This is a genomic window from Dyadobacter ginsengisoli DSM 21015 (assembly GCF_059568735.1).
Map to the genome: position 1 here is coordinate 717,054 of NZ_JCANTY010000004.1, position 21,305 is coordinate 738,358.

Annotated in this window: 21 protein-coding genes; 14 read left to right on the plus strand and 7 right to left on the minus strand. The window is 47.7% G+C overall.

Going from position 1 to position 21,305, the window contains the following annotated elements:
- Nucleotides 1-5 precede the first annotated feature (5 nt).
- Nucleotides 6-1,124: a glycosyltransferase family 4 protein gene (locus BP71_RS18175; RefSeq protein ID WP_496381718.1), complete on the plus strand. Its 1,119-nt coding sequence runs from the start codon at nucleotides 6-8 to the stop codon at nucleotides 1,122-1,124.
- Between the two features lie 8 nt (nucleotides 1,125-1,132).
- On the opposite strand, the gene BP71_RS18180 is transcribed toward BP71_RS18175, so the two are convergent.
- Together BP71_RS18180 and BP71_RS18185 are read right to left on the minus strand one after the other, a co-directional pair.
- Complete coding sequence (locus tag BP71_RS18180; protein ID WP_496381720.1) at nucleotides 1,133-2,539, minus strand: tetratricopeptide repeat protein; 1,407 nt, start codon at nucleotides 2,537-2,539, stop codon at nucleotides 1,133-1,135.
- A 76-nt stretch (nucleotides 2,540-2,615) separates the two neighbouring features.
- Entirely contained in the window at nucleotides 2,616-3,614 is a 999-nt protein-coding gene (locus tag BP71_RS18185; protein WP_496381722.1) for an NAD-dependent epimerase/dehydratase family protein, read from the minus strand.
- A 281-nt stretch (nucleotides 3,615-3,895) separates the two neighbouring features.
- On the opposite strand from BP71_RS18185, the gene metG reads away from it, so the two are divergent.
- Complete coding sequence (metG, locus tag BP71_RS18190) at nucleotides 3,896-5,971, plus strand: methionine--tRNA ligase (RefSeq protein WP_496381724.1); 2,076 nt, start codon at nucleotides 3,896-3,898, stop codon at nucleotides 5,969-5,971.
- Between the two features lie 57 nt (nucleotides 5,972-6,028).
- On the opposite strand, the gene BP71_RS18195 is transcribed toward metG, so the two are convergent.
- The 3 genes from BP71_RS18195 to BP71_RS18205 all read right to left on the minus strand — a co-directional run bounded on the left by BP71_RS18195 (nucleotide 6,029) and on the right by BP71_RS18205 (nucleotide 7,561).
- Nucleotides 6,029-6,358, minus strand: coding sequence for a hypothetical protein (locus BP71_RS18195; protein WP_496381726.1), 330 nt, complete (start codon nucleotides 6,356-6,358; stop codon nucleotides 6,029-6,031).
- A gap of 254 nt (nucleotides 6,359-6,612) precedes the next feature.
- A complete protein-coding gene (locus BP71_RS18200) occupies nucleotides 6,613-7,035 on the minus strand; it encodes an Hsp20/alpha crystallin family protein (RefSeq protein ID WP_496381728.1) in 423 nt (140 codons plus the stop codon).
- Between the two features lie 232 nt (nucleotides 7,036-7,267).
- The gene (locus BP71_RS18205) at nucleotides 7,268-7,561 is read right to left on the minus strand and encodes an Rdx family protein (RefSeq protein ID WP_496381730.1); all 294 of its coding nucleotides are present in this window, start codon (nucleotides 7,559-7,561) and stop codon (nucleotides 7,268-7,270) included.
- A 407-nt stretch (nucleotides 7,562-7,968) separates the two neighbouring features.
- On the opposite strand from BP71_RS18205, the gene BP71_RS18210 reads away from it, so the two are divergent.
- The 5 genes from BP71_RS18210 (at nucleotide 7,969) to BP71_RS18230 (ending at nucleotide 11,363) form a co-directional block, all read left to right on the plus strand.
- Nucleotides 7,969-8,373 (plus strand): hypothetical protein, encoded by a 405-nt coding sequence (locus BP71_RS18210; RefSeq protein ID WP_496381732.1) that lies wholly within the window; start codon nucleotides 7,969-7,971, stop codon nucleotides 8,371-8,373.
- Between the two features lie 18 nt (nucleotides 8,374-8,391).
- The gene (locus BP71_RS18215) at nucleotides 8,392-9,090 is read left to right on the plus strand and encodes a hypothetical protein (protein WP_496381733.1); all 699 of its coding nucleotides are present in this window, start codon (nucleotides 8,392-8,394) and stop codon (nucleotides 9,088-9,090) included.
- A complete protein-coding gene (locus BP71_RS18220; RefSeq protein WP_496381735.1) occupies nucleotides 9,077-9,940 on the plus strand; it encodes a sensor histidine kinase in 864 nt (287 codons plus the stop codon). Before BP71_RS18215 ends, BP71_RS18220 begins: the two co-directional genes overlap by 14 nt.
- 4 nt (nucleotides 9,941-9,944) lie before the next feature.
- Entirely contained in the window at nucleotides 9,945-10,604 is a 660-nt protein-coding gene (locus BP71_RS18225) for a response regulator transcription factor (RefSeq protein WP_496381737.1), read from the plus strand.
- 78 nt (nucleotides 10,605-10,682) lie between these two features.
- Nucleotides 10,683-11,363, plus strand: coding sequence for a type 1 glutamine amidotransferase domain-containing protein (locus BP71_RS18230; protein WP_496381739.1), 681 nt, complete (start codon nucleotides 10,683-10,685; stop codon nucleotides 11,361-11,363).
- Between the two features lie 8 nt (nucleotides 11,364-11,371).
- On the opposite strand, the gene rfbC is transcribed toward BP71_RS18230, so the two are convergent.
- Nucleotides 11,372-11,920 carry a dTDP-4-dehydrorhamnose 3,5-epimerase gene (gene rfbC, locus BP71_RS18235; protein WP_496381741.1) on the minus strand — a complete coding sequence of 183 codons (549 nt, stop codon included), beginning with the start codon at nucleotides 11,918-11,920 and terminating at the stop codon, nucleotides 11,372-11,374.
- A gap of 98 nt (nucleotides 11,921-12,018) precedes the next feature.
- On the opposite strand from rfbC, the gene pyrF reads away from it, so the two are divergent.
- The 7 genes from pyrF (at nucleotide 12,019) to BP71_RS18270 (ending at nucleotide 20,200) form a co-directional block, all read left to right on the plus strand.
- Nucleotides 12,019-12,846, plus strand: coding sequence for an orotidine-5'-phosphate decarboxylase (pyrF, locus tag BP71_RS18240; RefSeq protein WP_496381743.1), 828 nt, complete (start codon nucleotides 12,019-12,021; stop codon nucleotides 12,844-12,846).
- 33 nt (nucleotides 12,847-12,879) lie between these two features.
- On the plus strand, nucleotides 12,880-14,109 hold the full coding sequence (lysA, locus tag BP71_RS18245) for a diaminopimelate decarboxylase (RefSeq protein WP_496381745.1): 1,230 nt from the start codon (nucleotides 12,880-12,882) through the stop codon (nucleotides 14,107-14,109).
- Nucleotides 14,110-14,237: 128 nt separating this feature from the next.
- Nucleotides 14,238-14,705: a YciI family protein gene (locus BP71_RS18250; protein ID WP_496381747.1), complete on the plus strand. Its 468-nt coding sequence runs from the start codon at nucleotides 14,238-14,240 to the stop codon at nucleotides 14,703-14,705.
- A 121-nt stretch (nucleotides 14,706-14,826) separates the two neighbouring features.
- On the plus strand, nucleotides 14,827-17,430 hold the full coding sequence (gene clpB / locus BP71_RS18255; protein ID WP_496381749.1) for an ATP-dependent chaperone ClpB: 2,604 nt from the start codon (nucleotides 14,827-14,829) through the stop codon (nucleotides 17,428-17,430).
- 214 nt (nucleotides 17,431-17,644) lie between these two features.
- On the plus strand, nucleotides 17,645-18,196 hold the full coding sequence (locus BP71_RS18260; protein WP_496381751.1) for a type 1 glutamine amidotransferase domain-containing protein: 552 nt from the start codon (nucleotides 17,645-17,647) through the stop codon (nucleotides 18,194-18,196).
- Nucleotides 18,197-18,301: 105 nt separating this feature from the next.
- The gene (locus tag BP71_RS18265; RefSeq protein ID WP_496381752.1) at nucleotides 18,302-19,798 is read left to right on the plus strand and encodes an ATP-binding cassette domain-containing protein; all 1,497 of its coding nucleotides are present in this window, start codon (nucleotides 18,302-18,304) and stop codon (nucleotides 19,796-19,798) included.
- Between the two features lie 3 nt (nucleotides 19,799-19,801).
- Nucleotides 19,802-20,200, plus strand: coding sequence for a dihydrofolate reductase family protein (locus BP71_RS18270; RefSeq protein WP_496381754.1), 399 nt, complete (start codon nucleotides 19,802-19,804; stop codon nucleotides 20,198-20,200).
- A gap of 36 nt (nucleotides 20,201-20,236) precedes the next feature.
- Here the strand turns inward: BP71_RS18270 and porQ are convergent, their stop codons facing one another.
- A complete protein-coding gene (porQ, locus tag BP71_RS18275; protein ID WP_496381756.1) occupies nucleotides 20,237-21,298 on the minus strand; it encodes a type IX secretion system protein PorQ in 1,062 nt (353 codons plus the stop codon).
- Nucleotides 21,299-21,305 lie beyond the last annotated feature (7 nt).

A 21,305-nucleotide genomic window follows, 5' to 3' on the forward strand; every position in this document is an offset into this window, starting at 1 on the left:
CCCTTATGCGCATTGGATTTGACGCCAAAAGAGCTTTTGCCAATAAAACGGGACTTGGAAATTACAGCCGCTTCGTCCTCGACGCATTGACTGCAAACCAACCTGATCTCGAATACCTGGCATTCACGCCCAAAAACACCCAAAAACTCTTTCCCGGATACCCCGAGGCTGCGATCCGATACCCCGAAACCTTCATTGATAAAAAGCTCTCTGCCTATTGGCGCTACGCACGTATCACACGACAGCTTCGCCACGAAAAGGTCGACGTATTTCATGGACTGAGCAATGAAATCCCGCAAGGTTTACGGCAAGCAGGTATTCGTTCCGTCGTAACGATCCATGACCTTATTTTTGAAAAACTTCCTTCGCTTTTCAAACCTGTCGACCGCGCCATTTACCGGCACAAATTCCAATCCGCGTGCACAAGGGCCGATTCGGTTATCGCGGTGAGCGACCAAACCCGAAGAGACCTCATTGAGCTGTACCATGTCGATGACAGCAAAATACAGGTGATCTACCAGGATTGTAACCCTGTATTCAAGCAATCGGTACCATCGGAAGAGCGTGTACAGGTTTGCGCCGGATACGGTATCGTCGGGCCGTTTATATTATGTGTAGGTACCATGGAGGAACGCAAAAATCAGCATCGGCTGGTGGAAGCTTTTGGTAGTCTGAAAAACCAGGATTTCACGCTGGTGCTCGTCGGAAAGCCCACGCCTTATTTACAAAAAATAACGGAAACCATCAGCCGGTTGGGTCTGCAAAAGCGGGTTAAATTGCTACACGATGTTTCTACGCCACATCTGCCCGCATTATACCAGGAAGCGGCATTGTTTGCCTACATATCCATTTACGAAGGTTTCGGAATACCGATCGTTGAAGCGTTGCACAGCGGAACTCCTGTGCTGGCGGCGAAGGGCTCATGCCTCGAAGAAGCCGGCGGGCCCGGCGGCTTGTATGCGGACCCTTTTCAAACAGAAAACATCAGCGAACAGCTTGAAAACCTCCTCACTGATGTTTCGCTTAGAAATTCTTTGGCAGAAGCCGGACAAATCCATGTAAAGCAATTCGCGGGAGCGAATATTGCTGGGCAGCTTGCGGCACTTTATCGCAGTCTGGGTTGATCGGGTATCTATTTCTCGCGGTATTGTTCGATAATCCGGAATAGTGCTTTCTGTTTTTCAAGATCGGGGAAGAAATCGAAGAGTTGGAGGTGGGCATCATAGTCCAGCGTCAACCCGATTTCAAGATTTACCAGTGCTTCCCGGTATTGTCCCGCGTGGATCTGGTACACGGCCATCCTGTAATACAAATCTGCTTCTTCGGCCATTTCGTCAATTGCAGCTTGCAACAGGTCACAAGCTCGCTCATAGTTGCCTTGTTCGAAAAGCACGTATGACCATTTGAGCCAGATATCCGGATTGGACGGTTCGATTTCCGCGGCTTTCTCAAATGCTTCGAATGCGGATACCACATTGCCCACCTTAAATTCGGTTTCTGCCAATGCGAGCCAGTAGTCTGGGTTGAGTTCAGTGATCTGGATCGCTTTTCTCAAAAATCCCACCGCTTCATACCATCTTCCCAGCTCACTGAAACAAATGCCTAGTCCGTACCAGCCATCATCCCATTGATTATCCAGTTTGACAGTTTGCCGGTAATATTTAATGGCGGTTTCAAACTCCCCGAGCTTTTCATAACAGGTTCCCAGGCAGCAGCATGTCTCGGGCTGCTCACCTTCCAGTTCGATTGCCCGGAGGTATTGCGCTTTGGCATCCTCATATTTTTCCAGGTTCATGTAGGAATTCCCCAACTGGAAAAAAGCAGAAGCGAAGTCATCCTTGATGAGCGTGGCATATTCATAAGCATGAACGGCGTCGCTATGGCGTTCGAGCTTGCTGAATGCAATTCCAAGATTATACCATGCATGGTGGGAGAACGGATCACGGTCAACCAGCTCATTGTAATAGCCCAGATGACTTTCCAACTGCCCCACAAGATCGAGACAATGGGCCAGTTCGTAAAGCGCGTTCTCGTTATTCAGGTTATTACGAAGCGATCTTTTGTAGTATTTGATCGCATCCTCGTATTTACCCCAGTTCTGATAAGTCTGGCCGATCTGAAAATAAATTTCATCTCTGTCCTCCACCCTTCCAAGCAGGTTCTCGAGTATTTCGATCGCTTCCTCGTATTCTCCCATCATGTTGGCTACTGCCACCTGCATGAAGGAAATTTCGATATCACCGGGATGAAAAAGCGAAGCGCGCTCCAATATTTCCAGCGCCATTTCATGTTCGCCCCTATTGGCGTGCAATTGCACCATGTTCAGCAGCAGGTCGAGCGAGTAGGGATAATCCGACAGCCCCATTTCACAAGCTTTGAAAGCTTTATCCCAGTCCCCTTTTTCTATGTAGTGTACTGTAACCCTTTCGTAAGTATCCAAATCAAAAAAGACCGGCTCGCTGGTTTTCAGCATTCTTTCAAACCTGAGCAGTGTCTCTTTCATATAGTCCTTCCTTTCTCCGAAATTTTTCTCCATCATACGAACCGCTAGGTTAGAATTGAGGGCTAACGCACCACTATTAATGAAAGAAAGTTATAAAATAATTCCCCGGATTTCAAATCCTCCCGAGCAAACTTTCACTAATCCGGGACACCGTTTCCTCAACAGACTGAAACTTAAAATTTAATGCATTTCTTATTTTGGCATTGTCGTAGGTAATTTTCCGGGCAGCCGACTGGGCCGTTTCCCTGGTAATCAATGGCTTGGTACCCAACAGCCAGGTCCTCACTGCCTCGATTCGCCATATCACGCCCGCCAGCCGGGGCCCTACCTCCAACGACGGCCTTTTACGGTTCATTTTGTCCGCTATGATGTTGAACAAATTACGGTACGAAATGCTCCCCGCATTGAGCAGAAACCGTTCTCCGGTAATATCTGAGCCGGTTAGCCGATATACAATTTCAGCCACATCAACGACATCCACATAGTTCGCGATGCCGTCCGTGTAAAATGGCTTTTCTCTATATACGTATCTGAAAATCTGTGTGCTGCTTTTATTCCAGTCGCCCTCACCCAGGATCAGTGTCGGGTTGACGATCACCGCATCCAACCCTTCGGCGATGCCTCTCCACACTTCCAGCTCAGCCAGGTGCTTGGTTTTTGCGTATTCAGAGTTTTCGGGCGAGTCTTCCCACCGCTGCTCTTCATTTAATACCACGTTCTGTCCTTTCTGCTGTTTCCTGGAATCCGGCCTGCCCACCGCGGCGATGCTACTCACGTGACAGAGCTTTTTAATCCGGTGGTTCAGGCACACGTTCACGACATTGGCCGTACCCTCTGCATTGACCTTATACATCATCTTGCGGTCGCGGGGCACAAACGATACCACTGCCGCCGTATGCACCACGTAGTCAACCCCTTCGATGGATTTTTCCAGAGACAAAATATCCAGTACGTCTCCTTCGACCCAGGTCAGCTTCGCATTCTCATCGGCCAAAAGGTGCCTGTCCGCTCCTGGGCGCACCAATGCAAATACTTCATGATTTTCCGCCAAAAATTTCCTGGCCACTGCACTTCCAACGAGTCCCGTCGCACCGGTTATGAGAACTTTCATGTAAACGAAACAAATTGTTCGGGTCAAAGTTCGGTTATTAGATCGGTTAAATAAAGATAAAAACTAGGCAGGCGTAAGTCCTGGTTCTGATTCTCAACCACTATGCCTCGCCAACAGGCAGTCATTAAGATGTACAAGGCGCAGATCAGCATCCGTACAGATTTAGATTTCCGTTTGTCAAAAACACGCCATTGCAAGCCTTTTTACTAATTTTACGCTCCGGCCACGCCGGGGGCGACAGCGCCTAGATGATTGAACAATATTCAAATCCCTGATTTCAAATGCCGATTTCAAACCCCAAAAGATATACCGTCACAGCAGCGCTTATTTACGCTAATGGCCCGATCCACATCGGCCATTTGGCGGGATGCTATATACCTGCTGATATATACGCTCGCTATCTCCGCTCTTCCGGCAAGGAGGTAGCGTTCATCAGCGGTACAGATGAGCACGGGGTTCCCATCACTATTCGCGCCAAAAAGGAGGGGCTCACTCCCCAGCAGGTGGTAGACAAGTATTATGCTCAGATCGACGCCTCATTCAAGGCCCTGGGGATTTCATTCGATATTTATTCCCGGACCAGCAAGCCTGTCCACCATGAGACGTCCCGTGAGATTTTCAGAGATCTCTACGACAAAAAGGTTTTTGTTGAAGAAACAACAGCGCAGTATTATGATGAAACCGCGCAACAATTTCTTGCAGACCGGTACATTATAGGCACCTGTCCGGTATGTGCGAATCCAAATGCTTACGGAGATCAATGTGAGCGCTGCGGCTCCACGCTCAGCCCGCTCGAATTGAAGGACCCGCGATCCACATTGTCGGGCGCGAAACCGGTTTTAAAGGCAACCAAGAACTGGTATCTCCCGCTGGATGCAATGCAGCCCGATATTGAAAAATATGTAAACAGCCATTCAGAGTGGAAAACGAATGTTTTCGGGCAATGCCAGTCGTGGCTCAAAGACGGACTGAAACCACGTGCAATGACCCGCGATCTGGATTGGGGTATCAAAGTTCCTGTTGAAGACACGGACGGCAAAGTACTATATGTGTGGTTTGAGGCGCCTATTGGTTATATTTCTGCCACCAAAGACTGGCTGATCCAGAAAAACGGGAGCGAAGAAGGCTGGAAAAAATGGTGGCAACCAAGCTCCGATGCTTCCCAAGGCGAAACAAAGCTGGTTCACTTCATTGGCAAAGACAACATCGTGTTTCACTGCATCATTTTCCCCGCGATGTTGATGGCCGAAGGAAATTACATTCTGGCTGATAATGTCCCTGCGAACGAGTTCATGAACCTCGAAGGTGATAAGATTTCGACTTCCCGCAATTGGGCCGTGTGGCTCCATGAGTACCTGGAAGAACTTCCGGACAAGCAGGATGTACTGCGGTATGTCCTGACAGCCAACGCACCGGAGACTAAAGACAGCGAATTTACCTGGAAAGATTTCCAGACAAGAAACAATAGCGAGCTGGTAGGTATCTATGGCAATTTCATCAATCGTGCTGTCGTCCTGACTCAGAAATTCTGTGAAGGCAAGGTACCAGCACGCGGAGAAATCCTAGAAATCGACCAGAATGCGCTGAACGAGCTGGCGGCATTCCCAACGAGGATTGCGGACGCAATGGAAAACTACCGGTTCCGTGAAGCGTTGTCTTTCATCATGGATCTAGCAAGAACCGGGAACAAATATCTTGCCGACACACAGCCCTGGCATGCAATCAAGACAGACCCGGCACGTGTCAATACGATACTCAATATTGCCCTGCAGATCTCCGCGACACTATCCATTGTATCAGCACCCGTCTTGCCTTTTACGGCAGCCAGGATTCAGGAGCAACTTGGCATATCCGGTAAAAACTGGCAGGACGCCGGTAACGCCGATCTTCTCCAACCCGGACAAGTTGTTTCGGAAGGAAAACTTTTATTTGAAAAAATAGAAGATCACGTCATTGAACAGCAGATTCAGAAACTTCATGACGCTAAGCGGCTGAACGAGCTCGAAGGAAAAGTGGTAGCACCTGTAAAAGCTGAAATTCAATATGATGACTTCGCCAAAATGGATATCCGGATCGCCACTATTCTGGAAGCGGAGAACGTTCCGAAGAGCAAGAAGCTCCTCAAATTACTTATAGACATCGGTTCCGAACAGCGCACCGTACTGAGCGGGATCTCCGAGCATTTCAAGGCTGATGAAGTAATAGGAAAGAAAGTTCTATACCTGGCCAATCTGGCACCCCGCAAGATGATGGGAATGGAAAGCCATGGAATGATACTGATGGCCGAAGATCGCGACGGCAGCCTGGCCTTCGTTCAACCGGGCAAAGAAGTGTGGGACGGCGGTACTGTTAACTAGAAGTTGTTGGTCCGGCTCTGCAAAGGTTTTGAAAACCTTTGCAGAGCCCATTCTTCCCTATTGAAATTCTTTCCGCACCTGGTCATAAATAGTATTGACCCGTTCGACGAGCACCTGACATTCTTTATCGCTCAGGTGGTCGATCGTGTTGCTTACCGCATTTGACACCACACGACCTTCTTCATTAACCTTTGCGCCTTTCTGTTTCACAACGGCCAGAATGCTTTCCCATTCTTTAACCAATCCGTCCGAAAAATATCTGGGCTCAATGATGTTGAAGTAGGCAGACTGCGATTTCAGCTTCTGCCGGAGTTTCGCCTGATCGCCATTCAGCTCGTCGACCAGCTTGGTAAGTTCAATAAAAGCAAAAATATTTGACTTTTTCATAACGTTGAGATTGAGGAGCAACAAGGATTTGCTTATGCAAGATACGGATATGGAGCTCCTTTTTCGACATCAGAATCAATCTTTACTGAATCTTAATGCATTCTATTGGAAGGATACAAGACTATATATAATTATTACTACACCCTTACAGAATCCTACTTTGTCCTGAACCCAAAATCCCTGTGCGGTGTGTAAATAGTACAAAAAAGAGCCTGACCACATCGGCGGTCAAGCTCCCATTTACTGATTTTTCACTACCAGCGGCCGATCTCCACTTTGCGATGATAGTCCCCCTGCTCATCTCCAAATGGGAGAAAAAGCACCAACTGACGAAGCGTATCGTCGTACTTAGCTGAAATATTATCTATATCAACTCCGTCGGGGATGACGAAGGTATTGATGAAACGGATTGTCTTCCACTGCTCTTCATCGGACAAATTCTCCTGTGAAAATATCGGCAACAAATGAAAAAGTTTAAGATTATTTGCATTTCTCTTTCCTTTCACGACCTCTAATTGCAGATCCTCAACCTCGATGCCTGGAATTTTCACAACTACTTCAAAACCGTCCGATCCTTTGTCAAGCTTTATAGCGGGCTCACTCATTCCACCATTTACAGTGTTGATAAAATCTATATTCATCAACATCTCCCGTGGTATTTTCAGTTTGCTTTCCATAGCTATCGCGTTTTAGGTTCACAAGTTTTATCTATTAACGAAAAACTGCGTGCCAAAGATCGCGTTCCAGCAAAAATCTAATGGTATCTGAGTGAGTTAAATCAATATTTATATTGAATATCAGCAAATTACAACAACGACTCCGCTATGTAGATAGTAAATATATTTCAATATCTTATCTAGTGCCAAAATTACAGTCCAACACTCCACAGTACGCCATTATGGCGCATTTTCACCCAGAAGCATGTCCGCCCCGATCCGAATGCCCCAGGTCTTTTGCCGGAGCAATAATATCCCTTACCCTTTGTTTGATCTCCTTGGCCTCAGGAAAACGCCCCTCCTTCTTCCTGTCCCATACAACCTGTTCATCGATGGAAATAGTATATCTGCCTGCAATCTCCGACGGCCTCAATTCTACGGCACGCACATCATCGGTAAAAGTTGTGAGTAGTTCCTGCGCTATCCAGGCTGCCCGCAGTAGCCAGCCACATTTGGGACAATATTCGATTTGTACGGATGGTTTCATTGCAAGTGATTTTATACGCTACAAAAATCATCAACGAAAGAAACAAATCAAAAAAGCCGCGAGGGATATCCCTCGCGGCTTTCGATCATAACCTAACCCTTTAATCTGATGAGAAAGCTTATAAAAGTCTTCCCTAACGCTTTACAAATGTACAGCGCTTAGTCAAAGTGTTTTAGAGTGAAAATCCCTGATTTAGTCGTCAGGTAAGGCTACAAAGTCGCTCCGGTATTTCTCCGTACGCCCTATGCGTAATTTTACGTGTTTTTGATACGGATATTAAATAACTAACTTAATATCAGTAAGTTACAAATAACCGTTAAATCAATTAAGGTCGGTTGCTTTGTCTAACGATTCCTACCGGTTTAAATTTACCTGTAATTGTTAAACCATAACTTTTCACGTAAATCATGCCAAAATACGACGGAACAGAAGGTAAGCTCATTTCAGCACGAGACGCCAAATTATTAACTTCAAGTCACCAAAACGTCAGGGAGCAAATTGTCAAGGACGGAAGAAACTATGTGGAAGCTGAATTCTTCGGACTGGAAACGTTCAACAGACTTCTAAAAGAATGTGGCGGCGATCCGGTTGGGTTCAGGGTTTATTACGGCCTGAGAGAGGAGAACCACGATGGAGAACGTCCTGTTGTAACTAGCGATGGTAAGGGGAAAACAACTCCTCGACTGATTATCGTCCCTGTTGATGCCAATGGTACGGACCTTTCGGGTATAGTACATGTGGGCGGCCACAAAGACATGCCTGCGCAAGGACAGGTCATGGTTGATGGTCCGATTTGCCCGCGTCTTTGCTAACATTCAAAACAATTGCCGATGCTCGAGATTTACTTCTCCTATATCAAAAGGCAGCCGGTCGTCAGCGCACCCGTTTTTCTAACCCTGCTGCCCATTTTTTTGATATGGCGAAAGAAAGCTTACCACGATCAGGTATTTTTAGTTCTATTGATTTATCTCATTTTGAAGTTCGGAGTCGATTTCGTGATGTTCGACTGGGCTTCCAGAAAAAAAAATACCGTTCTTTTATACAATCTGAGCATTCCGGTAAGGTATGTTCTGACGAGTTGGATGTACTATTACAAACTGGACTTTAAAATCCAGAAAATCTGGCTCATCATAAGCTTGCCCGTTTTTGTGGGTTTTTCTGTCTGGGATATTATCCAGACGAACCCATCGATGTGGGATCTGCATAACCACAACATGGTGTTGTATTCCACCACAGTTGAGAGTCTTTTGATGCTCTTCTGGATCATGCTTTACTTCTATAATACTATCCGCACACTAAAAATCCCGAACCTACTGAACTACCCGTTTTTTTGGATATGTTCGGGATTACTTTTATATTATTCCAGCTTCCTGTTTATTGCCCCCGTGTTGCATTACGCCTCGAAATGGGAACAGTGGATGGAAATTGGTTTTCTCTACTATATACCCTATGTTTTTGAAAGTGTGAGTATTATCCTTTTCAGCATCGGCATCTCGCAATATTCTGACAGATCGTATGCAAAACAATGACGAACTTAAACTAGTATTGCTTATTGCATCCATCGCAATGCTGATGATGGCATTCTTTGTCATCACTTTTGTGATGTATTACCAGAAAAAGAGATTCGAGGAGGAAAAGAAAATCAACGATATCGAGAAAAATTATAGCCGTCTGCTGCTCGACACGGCCCTCAATTCAGAAGAAACCGAACGCCGCCGCATTGCACAAGACCTCCACGATGATATCGGAACAATGCTATCACTCACCAAGTTAAGCCTCAACCAGCTCAGCAAACTGGTTGCAAAATCAGGTGATGAAAAAGAAGATACCATCATGAAAAAATCGCAGTCACTGGTGGAAGAGACGATCCTTCATGTACGACGCATTACGCGGGATCTCGTCCCTACCACACTGGAACGGTTTGGCTTGATGGAGGCCATCGAGGAATTCATACACAAGCTGGAAGAGGACAGCTCCCTGATCATCTCTTTTCAATCAAACACGGAAGAATTTCCCCGTCAGGGCCAAAAGCTCGAACTCACGCTTTACCGCATCATGCAGGAGCTGGTCAATAATGCAATAAAGCATGCAAACTGCACAAAAATTGATATTTCGCTGGAAATTGACGAAGAAATCATAGGTTTGCGGGTGACGGATAATGGAGTAGGCTTCGACCCGGAAAAGATCAAGGAAAGTAACCTGGCCGGGCTCGGCCTTTTAGGAATCGAGAGCCGGCTGGCTATTGTAAATGGAACAGTCCAATACGAACAACCCGCCAGAGGCGGTTCCAGTGCCATTGCGAGGATACCGGTTAGCCCCGTGTCCGGGAATAAACCTGAACCATTGCATCCATTCCGTAGGGAACGAGTGAATATTTAATGCTATGACAACCCTAAAACTAGGAATCGCCGACGACCACGAGTTATTCAGAAAGGGATTTATTTCTATGCTGAGTGGCATTCCTGATTTCGAATTTATATTGGAAGCGGCAAACGGCCAGGAATTGCTGGACCGCCTGCCGGCTAATACACCCGACATCGTATTTATGGATCTCCAAATGCCGGTAATGGACGGGATTCAGGCCACCGAAGCCGCGTTTGAACGCTTTCCCAATATCAAAGTGATCGTGGTGTCCATGTACAATGAAGACCGCTTTGTGATCCATATGCTTGAAAAGGGAGTACAAGGCTATCTGCTGAAGGATACCAGTCCGGATGAAGTGGAAAAGGCAATTCGTCGGGTACACGAGGAAGGATTTTATTATAACGACTTCGTTTCCAAAGCGATGCATCGTAAGATGGTAAATCGGCAGGTCAACAAGCATCCGTTCTTCCCCAACGCCTGTAATGTGGCGCTTTCATCGCGGGAGAAAGAAGTGCTCCAGTTGATTTGTGACGGTCTTTCCACAACTGAGATAGGAGACAAGCTCTTTATCAGCGTGAGAACTGTTGAAGGTCACCGGCTCAGGGTATTGGAAAAAACGGGCACCAAAAGTACCGCAGCAGCGGTAGCTTTCGCGTACAAGAATCAGCTTCTCAGTTAAACATTTCGCTTTCATACTTTCTCGTGGAAACCTTTCGGATTTATACTATATTTCCCGAAGCCATTCCGATATTTAGCTATGAAAGTCCTCATTGTTTGTACCAACCACAACACATACCCGGCCAAAACCTCTAAAACAGGCTTATGGTTGAGCGAACTCACTCATTTTTATGATGTGATGGTTAAAAGGCGGATCATGATGGATATCGTGAGTCCATTAGGAGGAGCCGTACCGATTGATGAAAGAAGCCTTGACCTGAAAGATGAATGCAATGCACGATATCTGGAAGATGCTGTTTTTCAAAACAAGCTTCAAAATTCCCTTAAACCGTCCCAGGTGAATTCTGCCGACTATCGGCTAATCTATTTCGCAGGAGGGCATGGCGCCATGTGGGACTTTCCGGAAAACACGGAACTGCAGGAAATTACCAAACGCATTTACGAAAAAAACGGAACCATTACTGCGGTCTGCCACGGAGTATGTGGATTGCTGAATGTCAAGCTATCCGATGGTTCGTTACTGATCAAAGACAAATACCTGACAGGTTACTCGAATGTCGAAGAAGCACTGGTCAGCTTCGTTAGCGAGGTCCCATTCTATCTGGAAGATCAACTGAAGGAGCGGGGTGCACACTACACCAAGGCGATGATACCCTTCGTCGAATTTATCGAAATGGATGAACGACTCATCACCGGCCAAAATCCACATTCCGCCCGTAAAGTGGCGTCCAAGGCACTGGAGGAGCTATTCGAAAAGTGAACAATCCCTTATTTCGCGTTTAGCTCACCAAATAAAGACCGGAAAGTAGGTAGAATGAGGTCCTTTTCAGACACGATCGGACCGGAAACACCCCAGTCGATATTAAGGTCCGGATCATTCCAGAGAATACCTGATTCGGAAGCCTTACTATACAGGTTGGTGCATTTGTAGCTAAAAACGGTGTCTTCCAAAGCCACAAAACCGTGTGCAAAGCCTTCGGGAATGTAAGCGATATTATTCTGTTCGCCGCTCAATTCAAATATTTCATGTTTGCCAAAAGTAAGTGAGTCAGGGCGGATATCCACAGCCACATCCAATACCCGTCCGGAAATTACGCGAACCAGTTTTCCCTGTGCAAATGGCGCGTTTTGAAAGTGTAACCCCCTCACAACGCCTTTCTTGGAAAAAGACTGATTGTCTTGAACAAACCTGACCGGCAAACCCAGCTTTTGAAACAACTCCTCATTATACGATTCAAAGAACATTCCCCGGTCATCTTCAAAAATCCTTGGAAAAATTTCAACTAAACCGGCAATGGAAGTTTCTCGAATCTGCATGGACATTTTCTTCTGTTGGTGGAGCAAAGTTTAATATTGGGGCAAATTTATGAATCTATTGATAGAGGTTGTAATTTCGGCGCAATATTTACAAAATCATGACTTATCAAGAGCTGTTCCGACAAATTTCCATTAAAAAATCCTATTTGTGCGTGGGTTTGGACACGGATATCCAAAAAATTCCGTCGCATTTGTTGAAAACGGATGATCCGGTTTTTGAGTTTAACAAACAGATCATCGACGCAACGGCAGACTTCTGCGTCTCTTACAAACCAAACATCGCGTTCTACGAAGCATTGGGACCAAAAGGTTGGGAAAGCCTTCAAAAAACAATCGAACACATCCCAAAGAGCCACTTTACGATCGCGGACGCCAAGCGCGGCGATATCGGGAACACATCAGGTTTGTATGCACGGGCCTTTTTCGATCCGGCCTCTTCCGGTCTTGATTTTGATTCCATTACGGTCGCTCCTTATATGGGCAGCGACTCCGTCACCCCGTTCCTCACATTCGAGGGGAAATGGGTAATCTTGCTTGCATTAACATCCAACCCCGGCAGCGCAGACTTTCAGCGACTCGATACAGAAGGGGTGGCATTATATGAAAACGTGCTGCGTACATCGCAAACCTGGGCTGGTGCAGAGCGCATGATGTACGTTGTTGGTGCTACGCAAGCCTCCGATTTTCAGAAAATAAGAGCCATTGTCCCCGATCACTTCCTGCTGGTTCCAGGTGTAGGTGCACAAGGAGGCAACCTGGAAGAAGTATCGCGGTTTGGTATGAATAAAAGCTGCGGCCTACTCGTCAACGCATCACGGAGCATTATCTACGCAAGCAACGACGTCGATTTCGCCCAAAAAGCCGGGCAGGAAGCAGCCGCACTTCAACAGGAAATGGCCACCTACCTCGACAAATACTGCCATTAATTTTCCGGCACAGTAAAATCATTCATTATTCAAATGCAACTCTCCGATCATTACCCCTATTCGATCCAAGGAATCGATCCAATCCAGCTAGTTGGCCAATTTGAAAGCCCGTTGTACGTTTACGACGGCGCTACCATCCGCCGAAAAGCCGCGGAGCTTCAGCACGCGTTTGCGGGCGTGAACATGAAGATCAAATACGCCTGCAAGGCCAACACCAACCTGGCAGTGCTTCGCCTGATGCGAGAAATAGGCGTAGAACTGGACGTGGTGTCTCCTGGCGAGTTCGAAATGGGCAGGATCGCTGGCTATGACGCCAATCAGATCACTTTTACCCCCAGTGGCGTGCCTTTTGAAGAAGTACAGGCCGCGGTAGAAGCCGGTGCAATTGTCAATATCGACAGCATTCCGTTGCTCGAATGGTTTGGTCAGACTTACGGAAACACCAAACCCTGCCTGATCCGAATCAAACCCAATGTGGCAGCCGGCGGGAATGCCAAGATCATGACGGCTCATGCCGATTCTAAATTCGGGATCTCAGTATTACTTCTGGATCAGATCCTGGAAGTCGTTAAGAAATACAATATCAGGGTGATAGGCCTCCACCAGCATACCGGATCCGATATTAAAGACGCAGAGCCATTTTTAAAGGTGGCCGACATCATTTTCGAAACAGCCAAACATTTCCCCGACCTCGAAATCATCGATCTTGGCGGGGGCTTCAAAGTTTCCTATTTGCCCGGCGACGCCATTACGGACATGGACCTGCTGGGTAAAAAAATATCAAAACGCTTCCAGACTTTTTGCCAGGAATATGGCCGTGAGTTACAGCTCTGGTTTGAACCAGGAAAATTTCTGGTGAGCGAATCCGGGTTTCTTTTTGTCAATACAACGGTCGTAAAGGAAGACCCCGCACGCCACTTCGTACATGTGGATTCCGGTTTGAATCATTTGATCCGTCCGATGATGTATGGTTCCTACCACCACATCCTCAACATTTCCAACCCCAAAGGCGCGTTAAAACATTATAATGTGGTTGGCTACATTTGCGAAACCGACACATTCGCCTCGGACCGCGAACTACCCGAAGTACGTCCCGGTGATGTGCTTGCTTTCCTGAATGCGGGTGCTTACGGCCTCACCATGAGCTCGAATTACAACGCCCGTTTCCGGCCGGCCGAAGTGCTGATCGACAATGGCGAAGCCCGTCTGGTCCGACGCCGGGAAACGATGGAAGACCTGCTCAGAACACAGACTGATATTTAAATACATTCCAAACGAATAACAAAAGCTGCACAGGGTTACCTATGCAGCTTTGCTGTTTTAATACCCATTCCTTTAGACCTAAAATTTCGGTACATTTATTTCCTAACCGACCATTCGATCCACTACTTATGAAACTCCTGTACACGACACTCATCATCCTGGGCGGCCTCGTTGGTTCCTGTCTTCATGCACAAGCTCAGGCAACTAACGCCACTTACGATTCGACATTAGCCAAAAAACTTAATGCCGATGATTACGGGATGAAAAAATACGTGATGGTTTTTCTAAAAACCGGCAGCGCGACAGGTTTATCCAAAAGCAGAACCGACAGCCTCTTCGCCGGCCATATGCAGAATATTAACCGCCTGGCGGAATCCGGTAAACTCGTGGTAGCAGGCCCCTTCCTCAAAAACGACAAGTATCGGGGCATATTTATCCTAAACGCGGCGTCGATCGAGGAAGGTAAACAACTCGTCGAAACCGACCCGGCAGTCCAGGCCAAACTTCTTGATGCCGAAATGTTGATGTGGTATGGCTCTGCCGCGCTCGGCGAAACGCTCGAAATCCACAAGAAGATCGAGAAGAAAACGATGTAAAACTTGCCATTTTGTCCGAAATACACCTCTTTTCTTATTTTTCAGGACAAAATTTCCGATTTGCCTGGTCGGCACACCATTTTTCATGGGGTATAGTATCATCAACCAAGCGGTCAACGCCATGAATTTTAACCAATATACCATTAAGGCGCAGGAGATCATCCAGCATGCAGCTCAGATGGCCCAGGGTAATCAGCAACAGGCTATTGAAACGGGTCATGTACTGAAGTCCATTCTGGAAGAAGATCCGAACACGTCACTTTTTTTACTGAATAAGCTCAATATCAGCGCGGATGTTCTCAACGAGCGGCTGCAAAAGATATTGGACGGCTATCCGCGGGTAAGCGGTGGCCAACCCTATCTGGGTAACGATATGGCCGCTGCCAGTGGCAAAGCGCAGAATTACCTGAAAGAATTCGGCGACGAATTTATCAGTATCGAATTGCTGATCCTGGGTATACTCAGCGGAAAAGATTCCACAGCTACCCTCATGAAGGATCTGGGATTCAAGGAAAAAGAACTAATCAATGCAATTAAAGAACTTAGAGGAAAGAATAACCCTGTGAAAGATCAAAATGCAGAAGCCAAATACCGCTCGCTCGAACGGTATAGCAAAAATTTAAATGAACTGGCCAAAGCCGGCAAAATCGACCCTGTAATCGGCCGGGATGAAGAAATCAGGCGGGTGTTGCAAATACTGAGCCGCCGGACCAAAAACAATCCTATTCTCCTCGGTGAGCCGGGTGTCGGTAAAACCGCCATTGTGGAAGGACTCGCTCAGCGTATCGTGCAGGGAGACGTTCCGGAAAACCTGAAATCCAAAACGATCGTATCGCTGGATATGGGTCTGCTGATCGCCGGAGCAAAGTACAAGGGAGAGTTTGAAGAACGTCTTAAGGCGGTGATCAAGGAAGTGACCGACTCAGAAGGCGAAATCGTACTGTTTATTGACGAAATCCATACGCTGATCGGTGCCGGTGGTGGCGGTGAAAGCGCGATGGACGCGGCAAACCTGCTCAAACCCGCCCTTGCGCGTGGCGAACTACACGCCATTGGAGCAACTACACTGAAAGAATATCAGAAATACGTAGAGAAGGACAAGGCGCTGGAACGCCGTTTCCAGGCGGTAATGGTGGACGAGCCTAACATTCCCGATGCGATCAGTATCCTTAGGGGCATCAAGGAAAAATATGAACTGCACCACGGTGTCCGTATTCAGGATGATGCTGTCATCGCCGCCGTGGAGCTTTCGAACCGTTACATCAGCGACCGGTTCCTGCCCGACAAGGCCATTGACCTCATGGATGAGGCCGCATCCAAACTCCGGCTCGAAATGGACAGTGTCCCAGAAGAGCTGGACGAGCTGAACCGCCGCGTTATGCAGCTGGAAATCGAGCGCGAAGCCATTCGCCGGGAAAACAACAAGGATAAGGAGACTGTACTGAACAAAGAAATCGCCGACCTGAGCGAGCGGCGCAATACATTGAAAGCGCAATGGGAAAACGAAAAAGGCAAGGTGAATGAAGTGCGGGCCCTGAAAGAGCAAAGCGAGCAACTTCGCCTCGAGGCCGAGCAGGCCGAGCGTACCGGCGATTTCGGCAAAGTTGCCGAGATCCGTTACGGCCGTATTCCGGATGTACAGGCTAAACTGGAGGAATTGCAGAAATCCGAAAATGCAGAAAGCCTGATGCAGGAAGAAATCACGCCCGAGGATATTGCGGAGGTCGTTGCTAAATGGACCGGAATTCCGGTGAGCAAGATGCTGCAAAGCGACCGTGAGAAACTGCTACAACTCGAAGAGCACCTGCATCAACGGGTAGCAGGGCAAAACGAGGCGATCGAGGTGGTTTCCGATGCGGTACGCCGGAGCCGCGCAGGTTTACAGGATGCAAAAAGGCCTATTGGCAGTTTCCTGTTCCTCGGACCAACCGGTGTTGGTAAAACCGAGCTTGCGAAAACCCTGGCCGAATACCTCTTCAATGATGAGAATGCCATGGTCCGGATTGATATGAGCGAATACCAGGAACGCCACTCCGTAAGCCGCCTGGTGGGAGCGCCTCCGGGATATGTCGGTTATGATGAAGGTGGACAGCTCACCGAAGCCGTAAGAAGAAAGCCGTACAGTGTAATCCTGCTCGATGAAATCGAAAAGGGCCATCCTGACGTTTGGAATATCCTCTTGCAGGTACTCGATGAAGGCCGATTGACTGATAACAAAGGCCGTGTTGCGAATTTCAAGAACACGATCATTATCATGACTTCGAACATTGGAAGTCATATCATCCAGGAAAAGTTCGCGGAGGACGAAGGCTGGAACCATACGCTCATCATTGAGGAAGCCAAGCAGGCGGTACTCGATCTGTTGAAAGCATCGGTAAGACCCGAATTCCTGAACCGGATCGACGAGATCGTTCTCTTCGAACCATTAACGCTGAAAAACATTCGAAAAATCGTGGATATCCAGTTCAAAGGCATTCAGAATATGCTGAAAGAACAGGGAATCACACTCGATGCGACGGATGAGGCTTTGACCAAGCTCGGCGAAGACGGTTTCGACCCTGCATTCGGTGCACGACCTTTGAAAAGAGTCATGCAAAGAAGGATCCTGAACGAATTGTCCAAAGGCATACTGAGCGGACAAGTCGCGAAAGATGCGGTGATTATGATGGAACTTGATTCCAAAGGTGAGTTGATTTTCGAAAACGTGGGCAGCGTAGAAATCTAGTCATCGCGGAATAATTATAATGAGAAGAGCAGCACCCACGCTGCTCTTTTTATTTTCCCCAGAATGGGATTTTGCCATTATCACTTTCCACAGGTGTGGAAAGCGTGCAACGCGTTTCTACTCCTTTCAACGCAAAGGCCCGCTCAATTTTTGGCATAGTTTTTGTACAATTCTATATCCAAATAATCTAACCCTATAATCCACACCTGAATCCATGGAACAATCACTCAATTCATTTAAAGTTGCCATACTGGTTGCCGATGGATTTGAGCAGGTTGAAATGACCTGCCCCAGAAAAGTCCTAAATCAGCACGGAGCTACTACGCATGTTATATCTCCAAATAAGGACATCGTAAAAGGATGGAACCACCTGGACTGGGGAGAAAAACATAAGGTAGACGTTCCGCTTGAAATGGTACGGGCAGAATATTACGATGCACTGCTGCTGCCTGGCGGTGTAATGGGCCTGGATGCATTACGAATCAATCAGAAAGCCATAGACTTTGTGCGGTCGTTCTTTTTTGCAGGAAAACCTGTCGCGGCCATTTGCCATGGTCCCCAAATCCTGATCGACGCCGACGTGGTATTGGGTCGTACGCTAACGTCGTACAGCGCGATCCGACATGACCTCGAAAATGCTGGGGCCATTTGGGTCGACCAGGAAGTAGTAACCAACAACGGACTGGTTACCAGCCGCACCACTGATGATCTTTCTGCGTTCGTTGATACGATGGTCAAGGAATTCAATATGGAGTTTCACCAGTAAGAGAGATTCAAACGCCTGACAAAGCATCCTTAACGGATGCTTTTTTGTTTCCATTTAAAACCAAAATTGTAATCTTTGCCGTTACCATTATTTTGCCTTCCCCGCATGACACTCATTTCGCTTCAAAACCTCGCTGTCCGCAAGTACGAAACCACGGTATTATCAGAAATAAACTGGAACATTGAACAAGGAGAAAACTGGGCGGTGATCGGTCCGAACGGTGCCGGCAAGACTGTGCTCCTGGAAATCATAGCAGGAAAATGGCCACTTCTTTCCGGAAAAATCGCCTATGGCTGGACAGAACCTCTGCGCGAAACTATTGAATTGGCCTCTAATGACTATTCTTTCAACCGCATTGTGAGTGCCGGGGCGGAGTATTATCAACAGCGTTTCCACGCATACGAATCGGAACGGGCGCCGACAGTGCGCGCCATTCTAACCGACCAACTTAGACCGGTAGGCACGGTCGACGACAAATCTGTAAAGCTGGAACCATCAAAGGTAAGCAGCCAGGACCTCGACCGCATTTCGGCGCTGCTCTCCATTACCCATTTGCTTGACCATCCTTTTGTGACCCTTTCGAATGGCGAAACAAGGCGTATGCTGCTGGCCAGGTCATTACTGAAACACCCAAAGGTGCTCATGCTCGACAATGCATTCAGTGGCCTGGACGTACATTCGCGCGAAGTATTACGCAATGCTTTGACAGAGCTCGCAAAACAGGGTGTTACGATCATTATGGCCACAACTGCCACTGAAATCCCACCTTGCATTACCCATGTCATGGAGTTGGAAAGCGGAAAGATAAGGGCGACCATGCCGGTCGGCAAGTTTCGGGATGCGGCACATTCACATCATCTCCCGCAGCCCGATCCCGTGAAACTCGCCCATTTCGGTCTTCCAGAATTCACGGATTTCGAATACGCCCTCGATCTTCGCAATATTCATATCCGATACCACGATCAGCTTATCCTGGATCATGTAAACTGGAAGATTGCCAAGGGGGAAAAATGGGCATTGTCGGGCCCGAACGGTTCCGGCAAATCTACCTTGCTGAGCATTATCACAGCTGATAATCCACAACGGTTCGCCAACGATTTCGATTTGTTCGATCAAAAACGGGGTGGTATCGGCGCATCAATCTGGGATATCAAACAGAAAATAGGTCACGTCTCTCCCGAACTTCATCTCTACTTCCCACGCAATACGACCGTTTTCAAAACCATCGCATCCGGCTTTTTTGACGCCACCGGCGTTTTCTTCAAGAAACTGACGGAGGCTCAGGTAGAACGCGTCCATGAAGTAGCCGAATTGCTTCATGTGCATGCGCTGATCGAGAAGGATTTTTCTCAACTTTCAAAAGGTCAGCAAAGAATGGTTCTGCTTGCGCGTGCCCTGGTCAAAAACCCGCCCTTGCTGATCCTCGACGAACCTTGCCAGGGACTGGACACCGATGCTATCGAATATTTCAAATCAGTCGTCAATGCGATTTGCGATACGGATCAGCGAACGTTGATCTACGTTTCGCATTATCCTCATGAGATTCCAAGCTGTGTAACGCATTATCTGAAACTGGAAAAAGGTAAAGTAGTATCCCCGTAGACTGTGGATACCGTCATATTGGGTCGCCGAACCTATGACAAGGTCCTCTCATTCGGCATCGACTTCCCGCGTCGCGATAAGGAGAGCTACATTATCACGCGTGCGCTCCGTAAGCAAGAAGGCAATGTCCGCTTTTATACAGGCAATCTCAAAAGGTTAGTGGAAAGTCTGAAACAGAAAGATGGCGGGACGGTCTTCGTCGACGGCGGTGCGGAGGTAGTGAATACGATGATGCAAGACGACCTGATCGACGAGTTTATCGTCTCCATTATCCCTGTGCTCCTCGGTGATGGAATACGTCTCTTCCAGGACAATCGTCCTGAGCAAAACTTGGAACTAGTAGGGTCACAGTCCTTTGAGAAAGGCCTGGTACAGCTGCATTACAAAAGAAAACGGCCTTAATTTGTTTATGATGGACCGGCCAGGTGCACAGGTCCACTATTTTCTCTCTTTTACAAACCCTCCTTTCAGGTTCATCACCAGGGAAAGCGAACTGCTTCCGAACCCGGGTGTGTATTGCGCCCGCCCGTAGCTGATTTCAAATCTCTTGATCCGCAGCCAAGCACCGACCGAAAACCCCGCCAGCGCTCCCTTTGTGGCGAGCCGGAGCTCCTGTCTTTTCAGGTGGTCGTACCCGAGCAGAATTCGGAAATTGGAATGTGCGAGAATTTCCGCACCTAATGCCATGTGCCGCCCCAGTTTCTCAGCTAATCCCACCTTTTTCGGTAACTTGTTCCCATTCAGATCGTAGGTATAAAACAGATTCGGATCATTGTACACCATATCAAAGCGATTCAGGTGATGAGCGGTCAGCGAAAACCGAATAGGCATGTATTCCGGCTTGAAGGTCACTCCGGCGCGTATGTCCATGGGTAGTGCAGGCGTGCTCCCGCCATTGTAGTTCTGTTTCAGAAATCCGAAATTCCTTGCCGCAAATCCGATCGTAAGATCCTGTCGGGGATGTTTAAAAACAGCTCCCCAATCAAATGCAACGCCCCAGGTTCGATAGGATTCAATCGAAGCCCCCACCAGCTTGACAGTCCCACCGAGCGTAAATGCTCCGAGGGTATGCCCATAACCTGCTGATAACCCATAGTCCGCAGCTCTGAATTCGCCGATCACATTGCCTATATCGTCGGTTTCCTGCATCGTGCCATAGTTGAGATATTGTAGCCCGACTGCCCACACACCGCCGGTTTTGTGGAGGCGGTTCGCATAGGCCAGGTTGACAAACTTCGTATCGGCCAGATAAGGCATCAGGTTCAGAGATACGTTGTTGATTTTCGAAGAATCAAGCAGCGAAGGGTTCTGGATAAACAGTGCAGCGTCATTACCTTGTGCGGTTATATGATTGGCCCCCAATGCGGTGCTGCGAGCCTGTGCAGGCAATTGTAGAAAATCGAGACGGGTCCTGCCGCCGGTCGATTGCGCCCACAGCATATTTCCCGAGAAAGAGAGCCATGCTGTCAGGAAAAGCACGCCCCAGCCAGTCGCCCTCATATACATC

What these genes read in the sequence shown, in the direction of transcription:
- BP71_RS18175 (WP_496381718.1), top strand. Translation starts at nt 6, where the DNA reads ATGCGCATTGGATTTGACGCCAAAAGAGCTTTTGCCAATAAAACGGGA.
- BP71_RS18180 (WP_496381720.1), bottom strand. Translation starts at nt 2,539, where the DNA reads ATGATGGAGAAAAATTTCGGAGAAAGGAAGGACTATATGAAAGAGACA.
- BP71_RS18185 (WP_496381722.1), bottom strand. Translation starts at nt 3,614, where the DNA reads ATGAAAGTTCTCATAACCGGTGCGACGGGACTCGTTGGAAGTGCAGTG.
- metG (WP_496381724.1), top strand. Translation starts at nt 3,896, where the DNA reads ATGCCGATTTCAAACCCCAAAAGATATACCGTCACAGCAGCGCTTATT.
- BP71_RS18195 (WP_496381726.1), bottom strand. Translation starts at nt 6,358, where the DNA reads ATGAAAAAGTCAAATATTTTTGCTTTTATTGAACTTACCAAGCTGGTC.
- BP71_RS18200 (WP_496381728.1), bottom strand. Translation starts at nt 7,035, where the DNA reads ATGGAAAGCAAACTGAAAATACCACGGGAGATGTTGATGAATATAGAT.
- BP71_RS18205 (WP_496381730.1), bottom strand. Translation starts at nt 7,561, where the DNA reads ATGAAACCATCCGTACAAATCGAATATTGTCCCAAATGTGGCTGGCTA.
- BP71_RS18210 (WP_496381732.1), top strand. Translation starts at nt 7,969, where the DNA reads ATGCCAAAATACGACGGAACAGAAGGTAAGCTCATTTCAGCACGAGAC.
- BP71_RS18215 (WP_496381733.1), top strand. Translation starts at nt 8,392, where the DNA reads ATGCTCGAGATTTACTTCTCCTATATCAAAAGGCAGCCGGTCGTCAGC.
- BP71_RS18220 (WP_496381735.1), top strand. Translation starts at nt 9,077, where the DNA reads ATGCAAAACAATGACGAACTTAAACTAGTATTGCTTATTGCATCCATC.
- BP71_RS18225 (WP_496381737.1), top strand. Translation starts at nt 9,945, where the DNA reads ATGACAACCCTAAAACTAGGAATCGCCGACGACCACGAGTTATTCAGA.
- BP71_RS18230 (WP_496381739.1), top strand. Translation starts at nt 10,683, where the DNA reads ATGAAAGTCCTCATTGTTTGTACCAACCACAACACATACCCGGCCAAA.
- rfbC (WP_496381741.1), bottom strand. Translation starts at nt 11,920, where the DNA reads ATGCAGATTCGAGAAACTTCCATTGCCGGTTTAGTTGAAATTTTTCCA.
- pyrF (WP_496381743.1), top strand. Translation starts at nt 12,019, where the DNA reads ATGACTTATCAAGAGCTGTTCCGACAAATTTCCATTAAAAAATCCTAT.
- lysA (WP_496381745.1), top strand. Translation starts at nt 12,880, where the DNA reads ATGCAACTCTCCGATCATTACCCCTATTCGATCCAAGGAATCGATCCA.
- BP71_RS18250 (WP_496381747.1), top strand. Translation starts at nt 14,238, where the DNA reads ATGAAACTCCTGTACACGACACTCATCATCCTGGGCGGCCTCGTTGGT.
- clpB (WP_496381749.1), top strand. Translation starts at nt 14,827, where the DNA reads ATGAATTTTAACCAATATACCATTAAGGCGCAGGAGATCATCCAGCAT.
- BP71_RS18260 (WP_496381751.1), top strand. Translation starts at nt 17,645, where the DNA reads ATGGAACAATCACTCAATTCATTTAAAGTTGCCATACTGGTTGCCGAT.
- BP71_RS18265 (WP_496381752.1), top strand. Translation starts at nt 18,302, where the DNA reads ATGACACTCATTTCGCTTCAAAACCTCGCTGTCCGCAAGTACGAAACC.
- porQ (WP_496381756.1), bottom strand. Translation starts at nt 21,298, where the DNA reads ATGAGGGCGACTGGCTGGGGCGTGCTTTTCCTGACAGCATGGCTCTCT.